Source organism: Butyricimonas sp. RTP31003st1_G1_RTP31003_210430, assembly GCF_040920905.1.
Taxonomy (GTDB): Bacteria; Bacteroidota; Bacteroidia; order Bacteroidales; family Marinifilaceae; genus Butyricimonas; species Butyricimonas paravirosa.
Genome location: NZ_JBCOSQ010000038.1, coordinates 18,934 through 41,585 on the forward strand (window position 1 = coordinate 18,934; position 22,652 = coordinate 41,585).

Annotated in this window: 21 protein-coding genes; 2 read left to right on the forward strand and 19 right to left on the reverse strand. The window is 44.1% G+C overall.

Going from position 1 to position 22,652, the window contains the following annotated elements:
• Positions 1-9 precede the first annotated feature (9 nt).
• The 17 genes from AB5542_RS12625 to AB5542_RS12705 all read right to left on the reverse strand — a co-directional run bounded on the left by AB5542_RS12625 (position 10) and on the right by AB5542_RS12705 (position 17,371).
• Positions 10-1,002 carry an electron transfer flavoprotein subunit alpha/FixB family protein gene (locus tag AB5542_RS12625; RefSeq protein ID WP_118305612.1) on the reverse strand — a complete coding sequence of 331 codons (993 nt, stop codon included), beginning with the start codon at positions 1,000-1,002 and terminating at the stop codon, positions 10-12.
• Positions 1,003-1,017: 15 nt separating this feature from the next.
• The gene (locus AB5542_RS12630; protein WP_087420716.1) at positions 1,018-1,800 is read right to left on the reverse strand and encodes an electron transfer flavoprotein subunit beta/FixA family protein; all 783 of its coding nucleotides are present in this window, start codon (positions 1,798-1,800) and stop codon (positions 1,018-1,020) included.
• Between the two features lie 12 nt (positions 1,801-1,812).
• On the reverse strand, positions 1,813-2,952 hold the full coding sequence (locus AB5542_RS12635) for an acyl-CoA dehydrogenase (RefSeq protein WP_118305611.1): 1,140 nt from the start codon (positions 2,950-2,952) through the stop codon (positions 1,813-1,815).
• A gap of 46 nt (positions 2,953-2,998) precedes the next feature.
• Positions 2,999-4,204, reverse strand: a complete 1,206-nt coding sequence (locus AB5542_RS12640) for an acetyl-CoA C-acetyltransferase (protein ID WP_087420718.1) — start codon at positions 4,202-4,204, stop codon at positions 2,999-3,001.
• The gene (locus AB5542_RS12645) at positions 4,201-4,860 is read right to left on the reverse strand and encodes a 3-oxoacid CoA-transferase subunit B (protein ID WP_087420719.1); all 660 of its coding nucleotides are present in this window, start codon (positions 4,858-4,860) and stop codon (positions 4,201-4,203) included. Before AB5542_RS12645 ends, AB5542_RS12640 begins: the two co-directional genes overlap by 4 nt.
• A gap of 92 nt (positions 4,861-4,952) precedes the next feature.
• Positions 4,953-5,741, reverse strand: a complete 789-nt coding sequence (locus AB5542_RS12650) for an OAM dimerization domain-containing protein (RefSeq protein ID WP_087420720.1) — start codon at positions 5,739-5,741, stop codon at positions 4,953-4,955.
• Between the two features lie 133 nt (positions 5,742-5,874).
• Positions 5,875-7,431 (reverse strand): lysine 5,6-aminomutase subunit alpha, encoded by a 1,557-nt coding sequence (locus AB5542_RS12655; protein WP_270543873.1) that lies wholly within the window; start codon positions 7,429-7,431, stop codon positions 5,875-5,877.
• Positions 7,432-7,446: 15 nt separating this feature from the next.
• Positions 7,447-8,862, reverse strand: coding sequence for a MutS-related protein (locus tag AB5542_RS12660; RefSeq protein WP_279040184.1), 1,416 nt, complete (start codon positions 8,860-8,862; stop codon positions 7,447-7,449).
• Positions 8,863-8,942: 80 nt separating this feature from the next.
• On the reverse strand, positions 8,943-9,953 hold the full coding sequence (locus tag AB5542_RS12665; protein ID WP_279040182.1) for a hypothetical protein: 1,011 nt from the start codon (positions 9,951-9,953) through the stop codon (positions 8,943-8,945).
• A gap of 93 nt (positions 9,954-10,046) precedes the next feature.
• Positions 10,047-11,291, reverse strand: coding sequence for a lysine 2,3-aminomutase (ablA, locus tag AB5542_RS12670; protein WP_087420723.1), 1,245 nt, complete (start codon positions 11,289-11,291; stop codon positions 10,047-10,049).
• Between the two features lie 67 nt (positions 11,292-11,358).
• A complete protein-coding gene (locus AB5542_RS12675; protein ID WP_118305607.1) occupies positions 11,359-12,396 on the reverse strand; it encodes a zinc-binding dehydrogenase in 1,038 nt (345 codons plus the stop codon).
• A gap of 87 nt (positions 12,397-12,483) precedes the next feature.
• Entirely contained in the window at positions 12,484-13,527 is a 1,044-nt protein-coding gene (locus AB5542_RS12680; protein WP_027201907.1) for a zinc-binding dehydrogenase, read from the reverse strand.
• Between the two features lie 32 nt (positions 13,528-13,559).
• Positions 13,560-14,387, reverse strand: a complete 828-nt coding sequence (locus tag AB5542_RS12685; protein ID WP_087420725.1) for a 3-keto-5-aminohexanoate cleavage protein — start codon at positions 14,385-14,387, stop codon at positions 13,560-13,562.
• Between the two features lie 14 nt (positions 14,388-14,401).
• Positions 14,402-14,788, reverse strand: coding sequence for a hotdog domain-containing protein (locus AB5542_RS12690; RefSeq protein WP_279040178.1), 387 nt, complete (start codon positions 14,786-14,788; stop codon positions 14,402-14,404).
• 51 nt (positions 14,789-14,839) lie between these two features.
• Entirely contained in the window at positions 14,840-15,487 is a 648-nt protein-coding gene (locus AB5542_RS12695; protein WP_087420727.1) for a CoA transferase subunit A, read from the reverse strand.
• 276 nt (positions 15,488-15,763) lie between these two features.
• The gene (locus AB5542_RS12700; protein WP_270543868.1) at positions 15,764-16,678 is read right to left on the reverse strand and encodes a helix-turn-helix domain-containing protein; all 915 of its coding nucleotides are present in this window, start codon (positions 16,676-16,678) and stop codon (positions 15,764-15,766) included.
• Between the two features lie 165 nt (positions 16,679-16,843).
• Positions 16,844-17,371: a flavodoxin gene (locus tag AB5542_RS12705; protein ID WP_270543865.1), complete on the reverse strand. Its 528-nt coding sequence runs from the start codon at positions 17,369-17,371 to the stop codon at positions 16,844-16,846.
• A 211-nt stretch (positions 17,372-17,582) separates the two neighbouring features.
• On the opposite strand from AB5542_RS12705, the gene AB5542_RS12710 reads away from it, so the two are divergent.
• Both AB5542_RS12710 and AB5542_RS12715 read left to right on the forward strand, forming a co-directional pair.
• The gene (locus tag AB5542_RS12710; RefSeq protein WP_168044494.1) at positions 17,583-18,485 is read left to right on the forward strand and encodes a helix-turn-helix domain-containing protein; all 903 of its coding nucleotides are present in this window, start codon (positions 17,583-17,585) and stop codon (positions 18,483-18,485) included.
• An 84-nt stretch (positions 18,486-18,569) separates the two neighbouring features.
• Positions 18,570-19,247, forward strand: coding sequence for a hypothetical protein (locus AB5542_RS12715; RefSeq protein WP_279040175.1), 678 nt, complete (start codon positions 18,570-18,572; stop codon positions 19,245-19,247).
• Positions 19,248-19,679: 432 nt separating this feature from the next.
• Here AB5542_RS12715 and AB5542_RS12720 read toward each other — a convergent pair whose 3' ends face one another.
• A complete protein-coding gene (locus AB5542_RS12720) occupies positions 19,680-20,975 on the reverse strand; it encodes an LruC domain-containing protein (protein ID WP_087420731.1) in 1,296 nt (431 codons plus the stop codon).
• Positions 20,976-21,250: 275 nt separating this feature from the next.
• A complete protein-coding gene (gene kbl / locus AB5542_RS12725) occupies positions 21,251-22,441 on the reverse strand; it encodes a glycine C-acetyltransferase (protein ID WP_087420732.1) in 1,191 nt (396 codons plus the stop codon).
• Positions 22,442-22,652: the final 211 nt, after the last annotated feature.

The following is a 22,652-nucleotide window of genomic DNA, read 5'->3' on the forward strand; positions in this document are numbered from 1 at the left end:
TTTTTCGTATTATCTTTTCAACTTTTCAGTTAAAAGCGGAACGATCTTGCGAACATCGCCGACGATACCCAAGTCTGCCACGTTGAAGATCGGGGCAAATTTGTCTTTGTTGATCGCGATGATGTATTCGGATTCTTCCATTCCGGCCAAGTGCTGGATGGCTCCGGAGATACCCATGGCGAAGTACAAGTCGGGACGTACAGTTTTACCGGTTTGTCCTACCTGACGTTCGTGTCCCAATACTCCGGCATCAACCATGGCACGAGATGCGGATACTTCAGCACCGATGGTGTTTGCCATTGCACGCAACATATCGAATCCTTCTGCATTACCCACTCCACGACCTCCGGAGATCAATACATGAGCTTCGGTGATATCAACCAAGTTCTTGGTTTGTTTAACTGTTTCAAGAACACGTACACGGAATTTAGATTTATCGAAGTTGATTTTTACATCTTCGATCGTTCCTTTCCGGTTCTCGTCACGTTGTCCCATGCGCATTACGCCCGGACGAACGGTTGACATTTGAGGACGGTGTTCCTTACAGATGATGGTTGCCATCAAGTTTCCACCGAATGCCGGACGGGTCATTAACAAATCCCGTTCTTCAGAAACTTCCAATCCGGTACAGTCTGCAGTCAATCCGGTTTCTACACGGGCAGACAAGCGCGGGCCGAGGTCACGACCGATGGTAGTTGCCCCGATCAGCACGATGCTCGGTTTGTTGTCACGGATGATCTGGTAAATAGCCTGTGCGTAAGGTTCGGTAACGTAGGTTGCCAATTCCGGTGCATCCACACGTAACACGGTGTCAGCCCCGTAAGCAATACATTCCTGAGCTTGTGTCGTCAGGTCATGTCCCAATAACATGGCATATACTTTTTCATTTAAAGCATCAGCTAATTCTCTGGCTTTACCTAACAATTCCAGACCCACGTTTTGGATAACGCCTTCTCTTTGTTCAACGAAGACGTAAACGTTTTTATATTGTGCCTTATCCATCTTCTAATTTCTTTATTAGATAATAAATTTTTCTTTCAATTTGCTGATAATAATGTCTACAGCTTCTGCAGGGTCAACCTCGTAGATTTGTCCGGCAGCTTTTACACCCTTGGTGAATGATTTGAATACACGGGTCGGTGATCCGTTCAATCCGATCTTCTGGTCATCCACGGTGATGTCATTGTAGGTCCATGTTTCGATGGGGTGGTTGTAAGCCTCAACGATTCCTCTTACAGACATATAACGGGGTTTCACTCCGGATGCCAATGCGGTGAACACGCAAGGAGTGTCTACCTGTACCATCTGGTAACCGTCTTCCATGGATTTCTTCACCGTGAAAGTCTTGTTCCCGTCGAAAGTCAAGCTTTCCACGTAAGTTACTTGCGGTAAATCCAGATGCTCGGCGATCTGCGGACCCACCTGTGCGGTATCCCCGTCGATAGCCTGACGTCCGGTGATCACCAAGTCGAATTCCAGAGATCTCAAGGCTGCGGCAATTGTATTAGAAGTGGCCAACGTATCGGCTCCACCGAATTTGCGGTCGCTTAACAGGATGGCACGATCCACTCCCATGGCGTATGCTTCTCTCAAGATTGCTTCAGCCTGGGGCGGTCCCATGGTGATCACGGTTACGTGTGCTCCATATTGATCTTTTAATTGAAGGGCAAATTCAAGTCCTCCCTTGTCATCGGGATTCATAATACTGGGTACACCGTCTCTGATAAGGGTTCCTGTAACGGGGTCCAGTTTGATTTCCGTGGTATCCGGAACTTGTTTAATACAAACAACGATCTTCATGTCAACTGTCTTTTACTTTAATAAATTTGCTGCAATCACCATTCTCTGAACTTCTGACGTACCCTCGTAGATTTCAGTAATCTTGGCATCTCTCATCATTCTTTCAACAGGATATTCACGGGTATATCCGTATCCTCCGTGGAACTGTACGGCTTTGGTCGTTACTTCCATGGCCGTCTCTGCCGCGAATAGTTTAGCCATAGCTGCATCTGCGGAATAAGGCACTTTCAGGTCTTTTTTGTAGGCAGCTTGTCTTACTAATAAGCGGGATGCTTCCACTTTGGTTTGCAGATCAGCCAATTGGAATTGAGTGTTCTGGAATTGACCAAGGGATTTTCCGAATTGTTTACGCTCTTTCACGTATTTCACGGTTTCGTCCATGGCTCCTTGGGCGATACCTAATGCTTGAGAAGCGATACCGATACGTCCGCCGTCAAGTGTTTTCATGGCAATGCCGAAACCTTTACCTTCTTGTCCGAGTAAGTTCTCGGCAGGAACGATGCAGTTTTCCATGATCAGCTCGCAAGTAGCCGAACCGCGGATACCCATTTTCTTCTCTTTTTTACCGATAGAGAATCCCGGGAAGTCTTTTTCCACAATAAAGGCGGAAATTCCCTTGGTCCCTTTGGATTTATCGGTCATCGCCATGATGATATACACGTGTGCATAGCCGGCATTGGTGATGAAAATTTTAGATCCGTTAAGCACGTAATGATCTCCCTCTTTCACCGCGAAAGTCTGTTGTGCGGATGCGTCGGTTCCGGCGTTCGGTTCTGTCAGACCGAATGCTCCGATCCATTCACCGGAAGTCAACTTGGGAAGATACTTGGCTTTTTGTTCGGGCGTACCGTGTTCCATGATCGGTGCGCAGCACAAAGAGGTGTGTGCGGACACGATTACTCCGGTCGTGGCACATACACGGGATAACTCCTCTACCGCCATCGTGTAAAGGATGTTGTTACCACCGGCACCGCCGTATTCAACCGGGAATGGGATACCCATAATACCAAGTTTTGCCATTTTTTGAACGGTTTCTATCGGGAATCTTTCTGATTCGTCCACTTCCGCCGCCAGAGGTTTTACCTCTTTCTCTGCAAACTCTCTTATCATTTGTAAGAAGAGTTGGTCTTGTTTTGATAGACTGAAATCCATTATTATAAATGTTTTTAATTGATCGAAGCTAGTTTTTAATTCTAAATCAACATTTCTTCAGAATTAAGGCCGTCCCCATGCCCCCTCCGATACAGAGGGATGCAAGACCTAATTTTGCTTCATTGTTTATCATTTCGTGTACTAATGATACAACGATGCGGTTTCCTGATGCCCCGATGGGATGTCCCAGTGCAATTGCACCACCGTTGATGTTCGTACGTTCATTTATCCATTCTCTCGTAACGCCGTGTTGTGCCATGAGTTCGTGAATGACTCCCAGTGATTGTGCTGCGAAAGCCTCGTTTAACTCGATCACGTCGATGTCGGATAGTTTGATACCGGCATTCTTGAGTGCGTTGGCAATGGCTGGCACGGGGCCCATACCCATGATGGCCGGGTCTACACCGCCTTGTCCGACACCAATGATCTCGCATAGAGGGGTTAAATTGTATTGTTTAACAGCCTCTTCCGATGCGATCAGTACGAATGATGCCCCGTCGTTGATTCCCGAAGCGTTACCGGCCGTGACGGAACCCTCTTTTTTGAAAGCGGGACGTAAGGTCGATAATTTTTCCAGGGAGGTCGTCCGGTTCGGGAATTCATCCGTGTCGAACACGTGAGTTTCTTTTTTCACCTTGTACTCTATAGGCACGATCTCTGACTTGAATTTACCATTATCGATAGCCGCAATAGCACGTTGTTGCGATTCGATTGCAAATTCATCCTGTTCTTCCCGGCTGATCGCGTATTTCTCCGCGATGTTTTCAGCCGTTATGCCCATGTGGTATCCTTCGAAGGCGTCCGTCAGACCATCATACACCATATGGTCCACTACTGTCACGTCGCCCATCTTGTGCCCGTCACGTACTCGTGCCGGGAGGATATAGCCCGCATTGGACATGGATTCGGTCCCTCCTGCAATGATCAGGTTTGCCAGCCCCGATTTGATAGCGGTTACACCATTGAGCACGGCTTTCATACCGCTCCCGCATATCATGTTGATTCCGTAAGCCGGAACTTCTTGTGGGATCCCCCCTTTGATGGATGCCTGACGGGCTACACCTTGACCCTGTCCGGCGGATAGTACGTTGCCGACTATCACTTCATCAATATTGGCGGGATTGACTCCGGTTTCCGCGATAATGTTTTTTATTACGGCGGCACCCAAGTCTGCTGCTGTCATTGAAAGAGTTGTTCCTAAAAATTTGCCGATCGCAGTTCTTTTTGCTGCTACGATATAGGTTTTTGTCATTGAGGCATTGCTTTTAAGTTTTTGGAAATTATTAATTCACAGCCTGTAGCTGCTTTGATGTCATCTAAAGTAAATTCAGGGTTTAATTCTACCAGTTCGATTCCGGCAGGGGTGATGTTCATAACACCCATTTCGGTGATAATCATGTCAACTTCCCCGGCAGCGGTTAACGGTAGCGTGCATTCTTTTAAAATCTTGTGATTGCCTTTTGCCGTGTGTTCCATGGCAAGGATCACTTTTTTAGCACCTACCAACAGGTCCATGGCTCCACCCATACCCGGGGCTTTCTTACCGGGGATGATCCAGTTTGCCAAGTTTCCTTTCTCGTCTACCTGTAAAGCACCAAGAATGGTGACATCCACGTGTCCACCGCGGATAAGTCCGAAAGAGGTTGCGCTGTCAAAGCTGCAGGCGCCTTCGATCGCCGTGATGTAGCCACCACCGGCATCCGTCAATTCCGGATTTTCTTTACCTTCTTCCGGTTTCGGACCCATACCTAATAATCCGTTTTCGGATTGTAGGATCACGTGTACGTTTTTGGGCAAGTAGTTCGGTACCATCGTTGGCAGTCCGATTCCCAAGTTTACCACGTCGCCGTCTTTTAATTCGAGAGCTACCCGTTTTGCGATAACTTCTCTTACTTGATCTTTATCCATACCGTTTTCAATTTTAAATTGTAAATTTTAGATTGTAAATTGATTACCGATGAGTCCTGTAATTTAAAATTTAAAATCTAAAATTTAAAATGCTATTTATTTTTTCTTCTAACAAATTCTTGTGCAACAAATGACGCCACGTCATCTGCATAGGTGTTCATGCCGAAGCCTGCATCGTAACCCAGCTCTTTTGCCAGCTCGTGGGAGATACGAGGACCACCACAAGCCAAGATTACTTTATCCCGCAAGCCTTCTGCCTCCAGCATTTCCACGAGTTCGATCAGGTTCTTGATGTGAACATCTTTCTGGGTGACGGTCTGGGATACCAGAAGAGCGTCGGCTTTCAGCTCGATAGCTTTGGCAATAAACTCTTCATTGGGCACCTGACTTCCCAAGTTGTGAGCCTCGATCATGTCGTAACGTTCCAGTCCGTAGTGTCCGGCAAATCCTTTCATGTTCATGATGGCGTCGATACCCACGGTGTGAGCGTCGGTTCCGGTACTTGCACCTACAACAATCAAAGGACGTCCGATATTTTCACGGATGAACTCGTCAGTTTCGTGCATATCCCATTTCGTTCCTTCTACTTTCGGAACATGAATACTCGTGAAATCCACGGTGTGCGTGCAGCTTCCGTAACAGTTGAAGAAGGTGTAGCCCTCGGTCAACTCTTTGTGGAATACTACTTGCGGGTTTTCAAAACCCATTTTTTTCAATAATTGTTTTGCAGCTTCGATAGCCTCATCCCCGGCAGGCACGGGCAACGTGAAACTCAATTGAGTTTTCCCGTCGTTCATCGTGTCCCCGTAGGGTTTTATTTTTTTCAGATCCAGCGTCTGGTCGAAATCATTTTTTTCGGTAGAATATAATCCTCCACTCATAATGAATTGAAAATTGAAAATGCAAAATTGAAAATTATCAATCGCATCGGTTTAAATTTTATTTTTATTCATTCTCTTGAAACTTGGAACTAAAAATGACAAGTCGTCATTTTCAATTCTCAATTTTCAATTTTCAATTGCCTTTCAGCATTAACTCGATAAACGGATTGTAATAATTGGCACCTTTGGCTGCAACTCCGTCAAGTCCTTTACCGCCATTCTTCGGACGTTTCACGTCACCGAAGATTCCTTTTTCCAAAGCGGTGAAAAGACCTTCACGTTCAATGTTCTCAAGTAATGCGATAGCGTTGTTCAATACTTCCTTGGCACGACTTTGGATGATACCGTCCTTTTTGAACTCTACCTCGTCACCGATATTCTTCATGTTACCGAAGATATACTTGGCGTTCTCGATAGAAAGATAACGGTCGGACATGAACGGTGTGTGGATAGCTTCTGTCGGCATACCCAATAATTGGATTCCTTGTGAAGTCCAGATTCCGATCATGTTGAAAAGTGCATCCTGAATGTGTCCGCGGAAAATATTTCCCGTCATGAATTTGGTTGGAGGCATATATTTTAAAGTGGCTTTCGGGAAAATCTCACGGGTCATTTGAGCCTGAGACAATTCCAGTAAGAAACCGTTTTCAAGAGACGGGTCCATTTCGAAAGCGTGTCCTAATCCCATTTGTTCTTCTTTCAGTCCGGCGATCAAGGCTAATTGCTCGTTGATCAAGTCGGATGCCAGCACGGTGTGTGCCTGTTCCACGGCATCAGCGGTTGTCAGGTAGTTGTCCTCTCCGGTGTTGATGATCACCCCGGCGAATCCGTTGATTACCCTTGACATGAACTGGTCAACCAGTGTACGTTGCATATTAATATCCCGGAACAAGATCCCGTAAAGAGCGTCGTTCAACATCACGTCCAAACCTTCCAAGGCTCCCATTGCTGCGATTTCCGGCATACACAGGCCGGAGCAATAGTTACACAAGCGAATGTAACGGCCTACTTCTTCGCCCACTTCATCCAAAGCCTTACGCATGATGCGGAAGTTTTCTTGTGTAGCGAATGTTCCCCCGAATCCTTCCGTGGTAGCTCCATAAGGCACGTAATCCAACAAGCTCTGCCCTGTTGTACGGATTACGGCAATGATGTCAGCCCCCTGACGTGCGGCAGCCTGTGCCTGTACCACGTCTTCGTAGATGTTTCCGGTAGCCACGATCACGTAGAGGTAAGGTTTCGGACCTTCCCCGATCGTGTTCAAGTAGTTTTCTTTCTTGGCACGACGATCACTGATCCGTTTGATACTTGCGTCAACGTGCGGTTTCAGTGCGGCTTTAATCTCATCTGTCGGGTGAACGGGTAACGTGGTGATGTCCAGTGTCCCCTCTGCAACCTTCTCTGCTATTTGTTGCGGGTTCATACCGGTTTCCACGATAGCGTTTCCGAGGAAGAATAGAATACCTTCACCTAACACGCCTTTGTCTTTGATCTCGTCTACCAGCACGTTGGGTAGGGGTACGGTGTTAGCGTCAACCCCGTCAATACCGAGCAAACGGCATAACGTACGCTCAACGGCAACGGTAGAGTATTGTTCCACGAATTTCTGTACATCGTCGGCTATCTTCCGGGCCACGTCCTTCGCGTGTGCCACTTTGGTGAAATCAAGCCCTAGTTTACTGTTCTGCATATCTTTGTTCTGTTATTAATTTCTGTTCTTCTTCTCTTCGTCATCCAAAAACTCCTCTGCTTTGTCCAACAATTCTTCGTCAACGCCCAGAATACGGGCGATGCGCATGGCTTCTTGCGGCACGGAGTCGTGAGTATCTTCGATCAGCGAGTAATCGATGAACTCGTTTATATTGTTGATGGTCAATTGACCTTTCACGTGTTCTTTTACAAATCCTTTTACCCGCATCTTTTTGCAATGGGCTTTGATCCCGCTGTAATGACTGGTAATCAAGGAACGGGCCTTTTTATCCGTTAGGAAATCGAGCATGGCATTCACGATTGCTTTTCCTTCCGTGGGGTTGGTGGTTCTTGCCAGTTCATCAATCAAGATCAAGGCGTTTTTACCTGCTTTCACGTCTTGAACGATGGCATTTACCCGTAGCATTTCCGAGGCATACGAGGACAGACCGCTTAATTCGGACTGCTCGTCCCCGATGCAAAGGAGAACTTCGTCAACCAAGGCAATCTCGGCTTGTTCTGCCGGAACGTAAAAACCGAATTGGAATAGAGTTTGTGCCAGTGCTACGGTTTTCAGGATAACGCTTTTCCCGGCCATATTGGCTCCGGTAATTAAACAGGCTCCTTGCTCGATGTCAATGTCAATTGCCTGGAATTTCTTGCCTTCCTGCCAAAGAACCTCTTTTACTTGTGGGTTGAATATTTTTATATAGCGAGTTGTGCCAGAGGAAATTTCCGGTTTGCACAACTGCATATCAATGGTCTGTTGGGCTTTTGCCAACAAGATATCTAAAGTTGCCGTGTTTGTCAGGGCTTCATTAATTTCTTTTTTATAGGGATGAATCTGTTCGGATAACTTTTCCCGGATTTGGTCTTCTAATTCCGTGTGTTCGAATTGAAGTTGATCCAGTACTCGTTCTTCTGTTTTTTCATCCATTTTGAGCGTCTTCATTTTTGCCCGCAGGGCTGCCAGTTCCGGGGAATAGGCATCGTACACGTAAAAATGAGGAATACGCATCTTTTCGGGATCTAGAATGTTTACTACCGGTTCCAAGTCCGGGAGTGAAACAACCGTGATATTTGCTGATAGGAGCAATTCCCGCATCTCCACGACCAGCAAAGAAAAAGCTTTTAATTCAAATAGTTCAATGTCATCCAGTATCTGTGATTCCGTCACCCGGTTCGCTGTTCCCCGGACATCCTTCACTTGCATCAGTTTGACTTTGATCTTGGTAATGGTGTCTGTTAGTTCGGAGGTTTGTAGAATGTTGCGCATGACCTCGGTTTTGTCCAATTCCTGGGCAATTGCTTCCGGGGTACGCAAATAAGGTAATGTGTTCAAGATCCGTTTCGCCAGACCGGATTGAATTTCCAGTTTGTCGATCATGAATCTGAATCCGTTAATTTCTTCTATGGCACTTCTTAAAAACACCTTGTTAATTTTAGATTTAATGATTTACGATTTTAGATTTCAGCCGCACGGGCCGTCGCTTCTAAATTCATTTTCAATTTTCAACTTTCAATTCTTTTGACGTCATAAACAGGAATACCCAAACTCTCTTGCATGGCAACTCTCAGTTCGTCGGAATCCAGACAATAGCCTTCCGGAGATTGGGGATTGATGCAAACGGCCAGTAGTTTACTTTTTTGCAATACCTTCATGATACCGCCTTTTTTAAGGAAGGCGTAGTATGTTTCCATGGAGGCAAACATTTTAGTAAAATCACGGATGATCAATGTGATCTCCTTGATTTGTTTCTGCTGCCGTAGGAATTGCAATAATTTGTCACTGATGGCACCTGCCACGTATAACGTGTTCCCGTACTTGAAAACTTCGTCTTTGTTATTTTCAAGCATAAACACGGAAGGTATGTTCAGATCGTGAACTTTCCCGTTTTCGTCAATGGACCACATTCCTTGCTCGATGTCAATCAGTTGCCGGATGATTTCCGGCTCTGCTTTCTCCAAGCAAATGAGGTCATACACGTATTTTGTTTTTCTAACCAGTTGAGGAATATTACAGGATACCGCGGCTCCCGTGGCTAACACCATGGCTTCCGTCACAGCCGGAGAGCTGAGACTGAGGCGGGAGAGAGCCCCGTCGACGATGGTGGTATCCACGTCAAAACGTTTCATCCCTTGGATGAGGGCTTTCAATGATCCCGTGTCGGCAGGCCCTGATAACAAGGCTTTTCCCGAACTGACAGCTCTGGCGGTTACCAGACGTCCTAACGAGGTTTGTTGTGTGCTGACATCCATGATCTCTGCCACCAGACGTTTAGATCGGTAATGCATCTCCGACGTGATGAATATCATGTCTTCAAAGATTTCAATTTCCGGCTTGGGCGTTTGGCAAACCTGATCCCTGTTTTCCCCGTCGATGCCTATTGAGGTAAGGGCGAAACGCTTTCCCGTATTCTTCACTTTCCGAAGAATATAGTTCAGACATTCCGTTTTTCCGGCATTTTTTGCCAGACCCACGATTGCTATACTATTGTATTTTAGAATCTCCTCGATAAACATCGGTTATTGATAATTTATTGATTAAGTGATTCTGTGATTTCCAGAGAAGAGACTAAATCACTTAATCGGAAATCACGGAATCACTTAATTATTTTATTCGTGATGATTTCTCTCGTTACGAGCCAAATGTTTCGGTTCGATGGAGAGCATATCGCCATTTAACAGAGCGGCAACACCTTCTTTGCGAGCTCGCTCACATTCCGGGCAGTGGCACTCTTCCTTGTAATCTGTCGGTTCCGTGTAGGTCGTGATAACACCTTCGTAGTTTCTCAATACAACCCGGTTCGGAGATTGAGAGATCACGTAGTTCGGCATTACCGGGGTCTTACCACCACCACCGGGTGCGTCAACCACGAACGTGGGAACAGCATATCCGGAAGTGTGTCCGCGTAAGTTCTCGATGATCTCGATACCTTTGGAAACCGGAGTACGGAAGTGTTCGATACCCATGGAAAGGTCACATTGATAGATGTAGTACGGACGAACACGCATTTTTACCAATCCGTGCATCAATTTCTTCATCACGTAGGTACAATCGTTGATTCCTCTCAGTAACACGGTCTGGTTTCCTAACGGAATACCTGCATCAGCTAGGCGAGCGCAAGCGGCAGCTGATTCTTCCGTGATTTCGCTCGGGTGATTGAAGTGGGTATTTAACCAGATCGGGTGATATTTTTTCAGCATATTCACTAACTCCGGGGTAATTCTTTGCGGGCATACTACCGGGGTTCGGCTACCGATACGGATGATTTCTACGTGAGGAATAGCTCTCAAGCGGCTGATGATGTATTCCAAGCGATCGTCGCTTACCAACAATGCGTCACCACCGGACAACAGCACGTCTCTTACTTGCGGAGTCTTAGCGATGTACTCGATACATCTGTCAATACGTTCGGTCGGGGAGGCACTGTCTTTTTGTCCTGCAAAACGTCTGCGGGTACAGTGACGGCAGTACATGGAACATTGGTCCGTGATCAGGAACAACACTCGGTCCGGATAACGGTGAGTTAATCCCGGTACGGGAGAATCGCTGTCTTCGTGTAACGGGTCTTCCAAGTCTGCGCTGGCTTTGTGTAACTCCAATGCAGAAGGAACGGCTTGTTTGCGTATTGGGCAATGCGGGTCGTTCTTGTCGATTAAACTTAAATAATACGGGGTGATCGCCATTCTCAGCATTTGTAATGCTTTACGAATACCCTCTTCTTCGCTGGGATCCAGATCAAGATATTTTTTTAATTGATCCACAGTCTCGATTCTGTTTTTCACTTGCCATTTCCAGTCGTTCCATTGTTCATCTGTTACTTCCGGAAAAAATTCTTTTCGTCTGCTTTCAGCCATCTCAGTTTATTTATTTTAGATTTATCTTTTAATTTTTATCTTTTATCTATAAAATCGCATCGCGATTTTATTTCACGTATAGTCTATTAAATAGTTCCCGAATCTCCTCAGACTCCCGAATGATACTCAATGTCAGTTCGGCGTGTCCTTTGGCGTATCCGTTCCCCACGATTAAATTTATATCTTTTCCTACTCCTTCGGCTCCCAATGCCGCTTTCGTAAAGCTGGTCGCCATGGAGAAGAAATAAACGCATCCTTGTCCTTTTGTGACGAGAATCGAGGTCATTTCTGTCGAGGGAACATTTACATTGTTAATTGTTACCTCGCAACCTCTTTCCCCTGCAATGGCAGTCACTTTTTTATACACGTCCATCACTTTTGTCGCATCGGCAACAATAACGTGAGTGGCGAGATTCATCTCTTTAATTCTTCGGGCGTTCTCTTCCGAGTATTCCACCACGATGACCTTTCCGTAAGGTCCAACGTTTTTCATGGCCTGGTAGCAACAAAGTACTCCAGACTTTCCACCCCCTCCGATGATACATACAGTATCTCCTTCTTTTACCAGACGAGCCACTTGAGCCGGGGCCCCAGCCACGTCCAACACAGCTAATGCCAGTTTTTCCGGAATATCATTCGGTAGCACGGCATATAAGCCACTTTCAAACAGGATCGCTTGTGCGTCCACGTCAACCTGATCTGATGCCGGGTCAAGATGCTTGATCTTGTTTATTTTTAATGGGGTCAGGGATAAGGAAACCAGTGTGGCAATTTTATCTCCGACCTTCAGTGATTTGTCCGGGAAATTAGGCCCGATCTCTTTCACTGTTCCAATGAGCATACCACCCGATCCGGTAACAGGATTTTGCATTTTACCTCTCTCTGCCACGATAGAAAGAATCATCTCTTTCATTTTGTCCGCATCCCCGTTACAAGCGCTTTTAATCTGCGTGTAACTGGCCGAATCAATGTTTAATGTTTGCACATCTATCAGCAATTCGTTGTCATAAATGCTCATCGTGTTATCCAGCTTTAATGCCGGTTGCGGAAGTGTACCTTCCGGAGTAATTACCCTGTGTGTTCCGTATCTACAACCCTTGTCCATCAAATGATTTTCGATTTAATGATTTGTGATTTTAGATTATGATTTACGATTGAAAATCTCCAATCGTAAATCATAAATCTTAAATTATTAAGCGTAAAGTTCAGTAAAGATCTTTCTCAAAGCTTCGCTTTCTCTCAGTTCTTGAAGAGTGATCTCTGCGTGTCCTTTCGTGTAACCGTTACCAACGATCATGGTCACGTCGCTACCAACACCTTCTGCTCCAAGAGCTGCTTTCGTGAAGCTGGTTGCCATAGAGAAGAAGTAAACAACTCCCGTGTTCTTCGTACAAAGGATAGAAGTCATTTCCGTATCGGTGATGTTCACGTTATTGATCGTAACGTCGCACATTTCGCCATTGGTCAATTCCTCGATTTTCTCCATTACCGGAACGGGTTGAGTTGCGTCGGCAGAGAATACATAGTCGCAGAAACCAAGTTTCTGTAAACGTTCGGTACTCTTTTGGCTGTGGCACAAACCGATTACTTTACCAGTAACGCCTGCACGTTTTTTAGCCTCGTAACAGCACAACATTCCTGATTTACCACCAGCACCAATGATTAACACGGTGTCGCCCGGTTTAACCAATTTAGCGGTTTGAGCGGGAGCTCCGGCTACGTCCAATGCAGACAAGGCCAAGTTTTCAGGAAGATCAGCCGGGATCTTGGCGTAGATACCACTCTCGAAAAGGATAGCTTTACCGTCGATGTCTACTTGGTCGATGTCCGGGCGAATATCTTTGATCTTGTCAATGCGAAGCGGGGTTAAAGAAAGAGAAACCAAAGTGGCAATCTTATCACCTTCTTTCAAATCGATTTTACCTTTCAATGCATCACCGATTTTTTCAACCGTACCTAACAACATACCGCCTGATCCGGTTACCGGGTTACGATGTTTTCCTTGTTTTGCAACAATGTCCATCATGATTTCAGCGATCTTTGCTTTATCACCACCAGCTTGTTGCTCGATCTGAGTGAAACTAGCTGAGTCGATATTTAAAGTCTGAACGTCGATCAAGATTTCGTTGTCGTAAATCTCGTCCATGTTGTTGTCAATCTTGTTGGCGGGTTGTGGTAATACTCCCTTTGGTTCGATTACACGGTGGGTTCCGTATTTATTTCCTTTCTTTTGCATAGTATAATTAAATTTGAAAATTTATAAATCGATTATTTTAAAGGTTTTAATCCTAAAATTTCTCTTGCTTCTGCGGAGGTGGCGATTGGACGACCTAATTCTTTGGCGATACGAACCACTTTGGCAACTAATTCACCATTAGATTTAGCCAACACGCCTCTTTCCAGATAAAGATTGTCTTCAAAACCAACTCTCACGTTACCACCCATCGCGATAGCGGGAGCTGCAAGCGTGAAAGCATGACGACCGATCCCGGTTGCTGTCCACGTAGAACCTGCGGGAATTGCGTTTACAAGCCAGCAAAGATTCGGTACCGTGGCAGGAGTACATCCGGGAACACCGAGAACGAAGTTGAATTGCATCGGGGCTCCGGGAACCTGACCTTTTTTAGCCATGGTTAATACGGTGTCAAGATGTCCCATTTCGAAACATTCGTATTCCGGTTTGATATTGTTTTCGATCATTCTCTTTCCGAAGTCTCTCATCATCGGCATGGTATTCTCGAACACCTCGTCTCCGAAGTTACAGGTACCACAATCCAGCGTGGCCATTTCGGGGAATAGTTCTGTCGGCTGAAGACGTTCTTCTGCGGTCATTCCCACGGCTCCTCCGGTAGAGGGGATCAAGATCACGTCCGGGCATACCTTATAAATAGCGTCGATACACTCTTTGAAGCGTGCTTTGCTTTGAGTCGGGGTACCGTCATCTTCACGAACGTGAAGGTGGACAATAGCTGCACCTGCGTCTACAGCGGATTTCGCTTCTCTCACGATCTCTTCTACTGTATAAGGAACGGCGGGGTTTTGTTCTTTGGTAACTTCTGCCCCGCAAATGGCTGCTGTGATAATTAATTTCTCCATAATAATAATTTAGATTATTTCTTTCTCTGGTCTTCTTTTTTCACCACGCAGGTTCCGCTTGCACGGCAAACTACGATCGGTTCTTCCAGTATATCTGCTGCCGAAGCCGAAATGTCAGGTCTGGATGCGATTACTTTCTTTGCCTCGAAAACCATTTTCCGAGAAGTGTTTCCTACTTTCACGATCTCTCCGGTAGCCTCGATATAATCTCCGGCATAAACAGGTGCCAAAAACTCCACGTTGTCATAAGCCACGAACAACCCTTCGTCACCGTCATGCATGATTAATAATTCCGTGGCCACGTCTCCGAACAAATGTACCATATGAGCCCCGTCAACCAAATTACCACCGTAATGAGCGTCTTTTGCACTCATTCTTAATCTTATCATTGATTTTTCCATGCTTGTTGATTTTAAATTTTAGATTTTAGATTTTAAATTGAGAACCCATTTTCAATTTTCAATTATGAAGTCCACCATGATTGACGGAGTCTTCACGTTCTCTGCGGCGATTTCACCGACTTCAACCAGTTCGTTAATTTCGGCAATTACCAAATCAGCGGCAGAAGCCATTAACGGGTTGAAGTTTTGAGATGTTCCCCGGTAAACCAGATTTCCTGCTTTATCTCCAAGGCTGGCGCCAACCAACGCGATGTCGGCTCTCAACGGTTTTTCCAACAAGTAGTCTTTGCCATCCACGTTGACGATCTGTTTTCCTTCGGCCACGATGGTACCCATTCCGGTTTGAGTCAGGATTCCTCCCAGCCCGCAACCGCCGGCACGTACACGCTCTGCCAATGAACCTTGCGGGCAGAATTCGATTTCAAGTTCTCCGCTATTCATTTGTTCGCTCGTGTGCGGGTTCGTCCCGATATGTGACACGAAAAGTTTCTTTACTTGTTTGTTGGCAATCAATTGACCCACTCCTTTGTCCGGGTAAGCCGTGTCATTACAGATCAACGTCAGGTTCTTAACGCCTGATTTCGCTAACGCATCAACGATTTTGTTAGGGGTCCCGTTTGCGAGGAATCCGCCTACCATGATGGTCATACCATCTTTTACTTTTGATACAGCCTCTTCGATAGAAATAAATTTACTCATAGGAAGCATTTTTATATTGTTTCAGTTAAATATTTAACACATTCGCATTGATTTGTCAAATTTATATCATTTGGGGCAATAAATGAAATATTTTCAACACAAAAACGGAAATAATTCTTTATTGAGAATCATTTTACGTAGTCGAAAATAAATATCTGTCACCGCCTCTGAATTTGCGGTATTAAATTATGAAATTTTAAGATAAAAACCAACGGCTTGGTCAAAAAAGATATGATTATTTCTCTGAGAATCAATTTTAAAGAGAGCGTGAAGGGACTAATTGGGTTTATTGTTCCATTGTTGTCTGTATTCGTTTGGAGAGCAACCTACGAATTTTTTAAACAGGCAGAGAAATGTTTGGGTATTGGGAAAGCCTAATGCGAGAGCAATTTCTGAAATTGTTTTATTCGAGCTTGTTACGAGGTATTTCGCCATGTCTATTTTTTTCAGACGCACGTATTCCCGGAGTGTTTTTCCGGTTTCTACCCGTACGAGATCATTGAGATAGGCAAGAGATTGGGGGATCCTTTCATGAACGTACTCGATCGAGCGTAATTCCGTTTTTGTCCCGTGTTCCGCTTGGAGATATTGTTCCAAAAGTTGATTGAAATACGCCAAAATATCATTATTTATATTGCATCGGGTGATGAATTGACGTTCGTAAAATCGCAGGCAGTAATCTAGGAGTAATTCGAGATGTACGGCTAGTAACCGGAGGCTGAACCGGTCAATGTCTCTTTGTAATTCTTTCTGAAAATTACTTATGCATCCCAGGATAATTTGTTTTTCCCGTTCGGATAAATGAAGGGATTCGTTTTCTTGGTAGGAGAAGAACGAGTATTCGGATTTCTTACAGACCAATGATGTTTCGTTGAAAACTTTGGGGTGGAACGCGATGCCTAAAATGCTGGTCTGTTCCGGAGCGTCGTGCTGGGTGATGTCAATAGTTTGTTCGGGAGCTTTGAATACTAACGTGCAGGATTGAAAATCATGACACCTGCGACCGTATCTGAAATCACCACATTGTACTTGTTTGAAGAATAGAGCGTAGAAATCGCCGGAAATAGAGAGTTGACCGAGGCGTGTGGCTTCGGCTAGGTCAATAACACTTAGGAGCGGGTGTAATGTCTTTTGTCCGATTAGTGTGTTTAGCTGACTGATAGATTCTATTTTCTGCGCGTGGTTGGCCATAATGATATGGTTCGTAAAGTCGGTAAAACTTAGCTTGTCGCTAGATAAACTCCTCCGGCCTTCGGCCACCTCCTCTATAAACGGAGGAGGAGCTGGTAACTCTTCCCGAAGATGGTGAGTATTCCAACTCTCTCTCTGTTTATAGAGGGAGTTTAAAATGATTTTTTATTTTATAATATCAATTTCTTTCAGCCATTTTTCTACTTGCGGGCGGGCTGAACTTGCTGATCCGCCACTGGTGATGAATCCTTTTTTATTCGTGGCCTTGCTTGTGTTTTTCACGAAATCCTTAAAACAGTTTTGTTCACCACCTCCACCGTGTGTGCAGAACGGGATCACGATTTTACCTTCTAGCTTGTAGCTCTCTAGGAATGTCAAGATCGGCATGGGCATTGTTCCCCACCAGTTTGGGAAGCCGATAAAGATAATATCATACTCTTCCATGTTCCTCACCTTCTCTTTTAATTCGGGGCGGGCGTTGTCATTTCTTTCTTTTTTGGCTACTTCCGTGCAAGCGTGATAATCTGCCGGGTACGGTTTTGCTGTCTGTATTTCGAATAAATCTCCGCCTGTCAGCTCTTTGATATGATTCGCTATCGCTTTGGTGTTTCCGCTACGTGAAAAATAAGCGACCAGTACTTTCTTCCCGTTAGAAGTTTTTTGTGCTTCTACATTCATGCTAAATGTTGCCATAACTGTTGCAATTATTAAAAAATACATTGTTTTCATCATGATATATTATAAAATTGTCCATTTATTTTGTGATACAAATATATAGGGTATGGCGGGGATTGTGTGTAGATAAATTACAGATATGTGTACCATTTTTACTGATTTTGAATATCCGGTGAAAAAACTTAAGCGAGAATTATTATTTTTGTTTCAAACAAAAGCCTTGAATGTTATGGGTGAAATATTGAAAATGAATACGATTCATGATTATCATGAATTTTTAGGAGTAAAGACTTTGCATCCTTTGGTGAGCGTGATTGACCTGTCGGAAGTGCCTCCGGTTCGTTTAGCTCGTAAGAATTTTGGTTTTTACACGGTCTTTCTGAAAGATGTCAAGTGCGGGGATCTTCGTTATGGACGCAAGATGTACGATTACCAGGAAGGTACTTTAGTTTTTATCGCACCCGGTCAAATCGTAGGGGATGATGATAATGGAACTAGGGTACAGGTGAAAGGATGGGCGTTGCTTTTCCATCCCGATTTATTATTGGGGACGTCTTTGGGGCGCAAGATGAAGGACTATTCTTTTTTTTCTTACGAGGCGAACGAGGCTCTTCATATGTCTGACCGGGAACGAGAGATCGTGATTAATTGTTTTCAAGAGATCCGGGAGGAGTTGGAACACGCTATCGATAAACATAGTCGATCCATCATTACCGCTAATATTGAAGTATTTTTGAATCATTGTGTCCGCTTTTACGATCGGCAATTTATCACTCGTAAGGATGTGAATAAGGATATTCTTACCCGGTTTGAAGATTTGTTGAACGGTTATTTCGAGTCGGATGCCCCGGTTTCTTATGGTTTACCTTCTGTTGCTTTTTGTGCGGATAAACTTAATCTTTCCGCGAATTATTTCGGGGATCTGATAAAGAAGGAAACGGGAAAATCGGCTCAGGAGTATATCCAATTCACCATTATCGAGAAAGTTAAGGAACGTTTTGCCGATTCGTCCAAGTCCGTGAGTGAAATTGCCTATGAGATGGGATTCAAATATCCTCATCATTTGAGCCGCTTGTTTAAGAAAATGGAGGGGTGTTCTCCTAATGAGTACAGGGTGGCATTGAATTACTAGATGGTGAAGAAACGATTTGCGCTATCTTTGTCATAATAGATATATTGGGGTAAAAGGTAAAGAGGTCGGAATAAATTGAGATTTATGCGGGAAGTCATGGTTCAATATCTGCAACATCGTTTGTTGAAGTGGTTTGACGAGAACCAGAGGATATTTCCGTGGCGGGAAGATCGGGCGACGAAGTACCAGCAAATTGTTTCTGAAATCCTGTTGCAGCGCACGAAAGCGGAGACGGTGGCAAAGTACTACGATACTTTTTTCTTTAAATTTCCCGATTGGAACGCTTTGGCTAATGCTTCGCTTGAAGAGTTGGAAGAGATTATGAAACCTTTGGGATTATATCGTCACCGGGCTCGACGGTTGTATAAGCTGGGGGAAGATATTCGCCGACGGGGTGGGAGGATTCCGGGAAACGAGAACGAGTTGAGGGATTCCGGTTTTATCGGGTTATACGTGACCAATGCTTTTGAATTGTTTATCTTGAGGAATCGCAAACCGCTTTTAGACGTGAATATGTCCCGGTTGCTGAAACGTTATTTTAAACCGGGAGATTTTATTGACGTGCGTCATGATAAGGAGATTCAGGAGTTGGCAAATGATATTATCGAGGTGCGTCGATGCAAGGAATTGAATTGGGCTATTCTGGATTATGCGGCATTGGTGTGTAAAAGCCGGAATCCGTTGTGCGGGGAGTGCGTTCTAAATAAGCATTGTAAGTATTATGGGTTATCCCAAGGTGATGTAACCGAAGAGCCGGAGTAGTAATCTCCTGCCATCTTTGTAACAAGTTTCTTTCGTTCTTGTTCGTATATTGGCGAAGGGCGATGAAAGGGCGATGAATGAGAGGTGAAAGGGTTATGGGAGATGATTGCTCTGGGAAAAGGCTGGCTTTGCCCTAGCTTTAGGTTATGTCGACTTGTCATTCTCCCAATAGTTTCCTGATAGTTCATTTAGACCAAGGAGTATTCAACAAGCATTCATCTTGCATTTATCTTCGATAAAATTAATTTTTGATACGGTTATATTTGCAAGTCGGGTGTGTCGTGTAGTATATTAGCTATCGGGTGGGGTACACTCTTGTTTGAAAAAAGGAATAGAGAGTGGCTAAAGAGTTTAAGGGAGAGATTAGATCAGTAATAAAACTAAAGAGACTTTTGATATGCCCAAAAGTCTCTTTAGTTTTTATTGTTGAAGTCATTGTTTGATCAGGTAGCTATCGTTGCGATTTCCTGTTGAGTTCTCGTACCAGTCTTTGTTTTGATTCCCGCCTGAAGTAGCCCAGTCTTTGAAATGAGGATAAGCCTCCAAAAAGTCTGCTTTTTCGTAAGTATGGGGAATGTCTGTCGGAACATTGATAGCCCATATTAGGTTGGAGTTGGAGGTGTAATAAATACTACTTTTCCCGATATAGGAATTCCCTTCTTTTGTTTGTTCGTAAACGGTTTGTCCGAATTCTTCTGTCGGAGCGTATCCTCTCGTGTGAATTTCTTGCCATTGGGCGGCTTTTTCCTTTATGGGTTTGGCTATGAAAAAGTCAAATGCATCAAGGGTAAGATCTGCTTGAGGTATTGAATTGCGGAATGTAATGTAAAAAGTAATATTTACCATATCGCCCTCTTGTATTCGTGCTTTTTTATCAGGATCTGTATTAAGGAATGCGAAACCTTTGGGAGCCTTCGTGTTGGTTCTAATGTTATTGAACCTGAATATAGGAGGATTTTTCTCACTATTGCCTGGGTTAAGTAATTCCATATCGGCATTTTCTAAAGCATTGTTCGATTCTTGTTTTTCGAACTCGTCTATTTCTCCTGCCTTTATCCCTTTTATGGCAAGGCATAAATCATAAGGTAGCGAGCCTCCAATGGCTTTGACTCGAATTCCGAGGATCATTTCCTTTACCATGTTTTTGTTATTGGGATAAAGCTGCATTTTATAGTTTACAACTAAGTCATTAAAGTCGTAATCCCCATAGGCAGGCCAAAGGTCTTCGAACATCAAAGTTCCCCAACCATTTTCCCGGGCGGGGTAAAATATAACAGCTTGATCATTTCCTCTGCTCAAGTTTGTTTTTGCCGAGTAAGCAAGAGCTGTTTCCACTTTTTCACTGTCAGAGGGAACTACATAAGTCACGGTATTATTGTTTATATCAAGAGCTTTGGCTGCTGATAATCCTGCTTCCGTTTCGTATTTGACGTAAAGCGTGTTAATGTAAGTTGGTATGTTCAATTTGACTTGGTCTACATCCTGTCCGACATAGAACGAGGCAAAAGGAGCCGTGTCTGCTCCCGTGGAAACGTACACTTTAGAAACGTGTTCCGAAGTGAAATTACAAGTCACGTTTTCGGACATTTTCCAATCGAAATCAGCAGGAACGACTAATTCCGTGAATCCTGTTGTTTCCTTTTCCTTGTGCTCAATATCTTTCTTGGCACAACTACTTATAATTGTGGATAAGAAAAATAGGGCCAAAATTAAAGCCTTTGTTTTCATGATTAGATTTTTTTGTTATTGCAACTAGACGCCGTTATTGTATTATATTGCTATAATGTTGGTGTAAAGGTATGGTCTATTTTTCGAAATTCAAACTATTTAGCAATTAATGTGTCAAATTTATGTTTTTTTATTTGATAGAGACGAATAATCTTGGTTTGAAACAAGTGCTTGCCGTGTTGCCGGAAGATTAAAAAATGTGGTGAGGGGAGAAATAAAAAAAACAGTTTGAGATTGCTCCCAAACTGTTTTGTATGATGTAGGTGTTATCTTCTTTATTTGATAACGCCCAATTTTTTACCAATCTTGATAAAGGCGGCCAATGCACGATCCAGTTGTTCACGCGTGTGAGCGGCAGACAATTGGATACGGATACGAGCTTGTCCTTTCGGTACAACCGGGTAATAGAATCCGGTAACGTAGATGTTTTCTTTCTGTAATTCGGCGGCGAATTGTTGAGAAAGAACTGCATCGTAAAGCATCAAGGCACAGATTGCTGATTCTGACGGTTTCAGATCGAATCCGGCCTCGGTTAATTTTGCACGGAAATAGTTGGCATTATCCATGACACGGTCTCTTAATTCAGTGCTCTTTGACAGCATGTCGAATACAGCGATAGACGCACCGCAGATTGCCGGAGACAAGGAGTTGGAGAACAAGTAAGGTCTTGAACGTTGACGCAACATATCGATCACTTCTTTTTTACCAGTCGTGTAACCACCCATGGCTCCACCAAGAGCTTTACCTAGAGTACCAGTGAAAATGTCCACACGATCCATGCAGTGGTGATGTTCGGCAGAACCACGACCGGTTTTACCGATAAATCCGGCAGCATGGCTATCGTCAACCATTACCAATGCGTTGTATTTTTCAGCTAGGTCACAGATTTCGTTCATCTTGGCGATATCCCCGTCCATGGAGAATACTCCATCGGTAACGATGATCCGGTAACGTTGAGCTTGAGAAATCTTCAATTGTTCTTCGAGGTCAGCCATGTTGGCGTGTTTGTATCTGTAGCGTACGGCTTTACAAAGACGAACACCGTCAATGATAGAAGCGTGATTCAGTTCATCAGAGATGATGGCATCTTCCTGACCGAATAACGGTTCGAATACACCACCGTTAGCATCGAAACAAGCGGCGTAAAGAATGGTATCTTCCGTTCCGAAGAATTGAGAGATTTTAGCTTCCAGTTCTTTATGAATATCTTGGGTTCCACAGATGAAACGCACTGAAGACATTCCGTATCCACGGCTGTCCAATGCTTTCTTTGCTCCTTCGATTACCGTCGGGTTAGAAGAAAGTCCTAAGTAGTTGTTTGCACAAAAGTTTAATACAGTTTCTCCCGTGGCAAGTTTGATTTCAGCATCTTGCGGGGTAACGATAATTCTTTCGCTCTTGTATAAGCCGGCGTCTTTTATGGACTGCAATTCAGTCTTTAAAAAGTCTTGAAATTTTCCGTACATATAACTAATTTTTTTGTTTGTTTTAATGGCCTCAAAAGTAATGATTTTTTGATTATGGCGTACTCGAAAATGAATATATCGTGTTTTATTTGGTAAATAAGTTTTGAAGTATTATTATTTGGGGATAAAAACTTAGAATTCTTTATAAATTGGGGCTATCTAAAAAGTCATTTTTCAAACTCCCTCCCCCCCTTCGGGGTACTCCCTCTAT

Bases quoted from the DNA above. Each gene is read 5' to 3' on its own strand.
- AB5542_RS12665 (WP_279040182.1), bottom strand. From the start codon at position 9,953: ATGTTTATCGAGGAGATTCTAAAATACAATAGTATAGCAATCGTGGGT.
- AB5542_RS12685 (WP_087420725.1), bottom strand. From the start codon at position 14,387: ATGGAGAAATTAATTATCACAGCAGCCATTTGCGGGGCAGAAGTTACC.
- AB5542_RS12710 (WP_168044494.1), top strand. From the start codon at position 17,583: ATGGGTGAAATATTGAAAATGAATACGATTCATGATTATCATGAATTT.
- AB5542_RS12640 (WP_087420718.1), bottom strand. From the start codon at position 4,204: ATGACAAAAACCTATATCGTAGCAGCAAAAAGAACTGCGATCGGCAAA.
- AB5542_RS12625 (WP_118305612.1), bottom strand. From the start codon at position 1,002: ATGGATAAGGCACAATATAAAAACGTTTACGTCTTCGTTGAACAAAGA.
- AB5542_RS12695 (WP_087420727.1), bottom strand. From the start codon at position 15,487: ATGAGTAAATTTATTTCTATCGAAGAGGCTGTATCAAAAGTAAAAGAT.
- AB5542_RS12715 (WP_279040175.1), top strand. From the start codon at position 18,570: ATGCGGGAAGTCATGGTTCAATATCTGCAACATCGTTTGTTGAAGTGG.
- AB5542_RS12680 (WP_027201907.1), bottom strand. From the start codon at position 13,527: ATGCAAAAGAAAGGAAATAAATACGGAACCCACCGTGTAATCGAACCA.
- AB5542_RS12700 (WP_270543868.1), bottom strand. From the start codon at position 16,678: ATGGCCAACCACGCGCAGAAAATAGAATCTATCAGTCAGCTAAACACA.
- AB5542_RS12635 (WP_118305611.1), bottom strand. From the start codon at position 2,952: ATGGATTTCAGTCTATCAAAACAAGACCAACTCTTCTTACAAATGATA.
- AB5542_RS12650 (WP_087420720.1), bottom strand. From the start codon at position 5,741: ATGAGTGGAGGATTATATTCTACCGAAAAAAATGATTTCGACCAGACG.
- AB5542_RS12655 (WP_270543873.1), bottom strand. From the start codon at position 7,431: ATGCAGAACAGTAAACTAGGGCTTGATTTCACCAAAGTGGCACACGCG.
- ablA (WP_087420723.1), bottom strand. From the start codon at position 11,291: ATGGCTGAAAGCAGACGAAAAGAATTTTTTCCGGAAGTAACAGATGAA.
- AB5542_RS12705 (WP_270543865.1), bottom strand. From the start codon at position 17,371: ATGGCAACATTTAGCATGAATGTAGAAGCACAAAAAACTTCTAACGGG.
- AB5542_RS12645 (WP_087420719.1), bottom strand. From the start codon at position 4,860: ATGGATAAAGATCAAGTAAGAGAAGTTATCGCAAAACGGGTAGCTCTC.
- AB5542_RS12630 (WP_087420716.1), bottom strand. From the start codon at position 1,800: ATGAAGATCGTTGTTTGTATTAAACAAGTTCCGGATACCACGGAAATC.
- AB5542_RS12675 (WP_118305607.1), bottom strand. From the start codon at position 12,396: ATGGACAAGGGTTGTAGATACGGAACACACAGGGTAATTACTCCGGAA.
- kbl (WP_087420732.1), bottom strand. From the start codon at position 22,441: ATGTACGGAAAATTTCAAGACTTTTTAAAGACTGAATTGCAGTCCATA.
- AB5542_RS12690 (WP_279040178.1), bottom strand. From the start codon at position 14,788: ATGGAAAAATCAATGATAAGATTAAGAATGAGTGCAAAAGACGCTCAT.
- AB5542_RS12720 (WP_087420731.1), bottom strand. From the start codon at position 20,975: ATGAAAACAAAGGCTTTAATTTTGGCCCTATTTTTCTTATCCACAATT.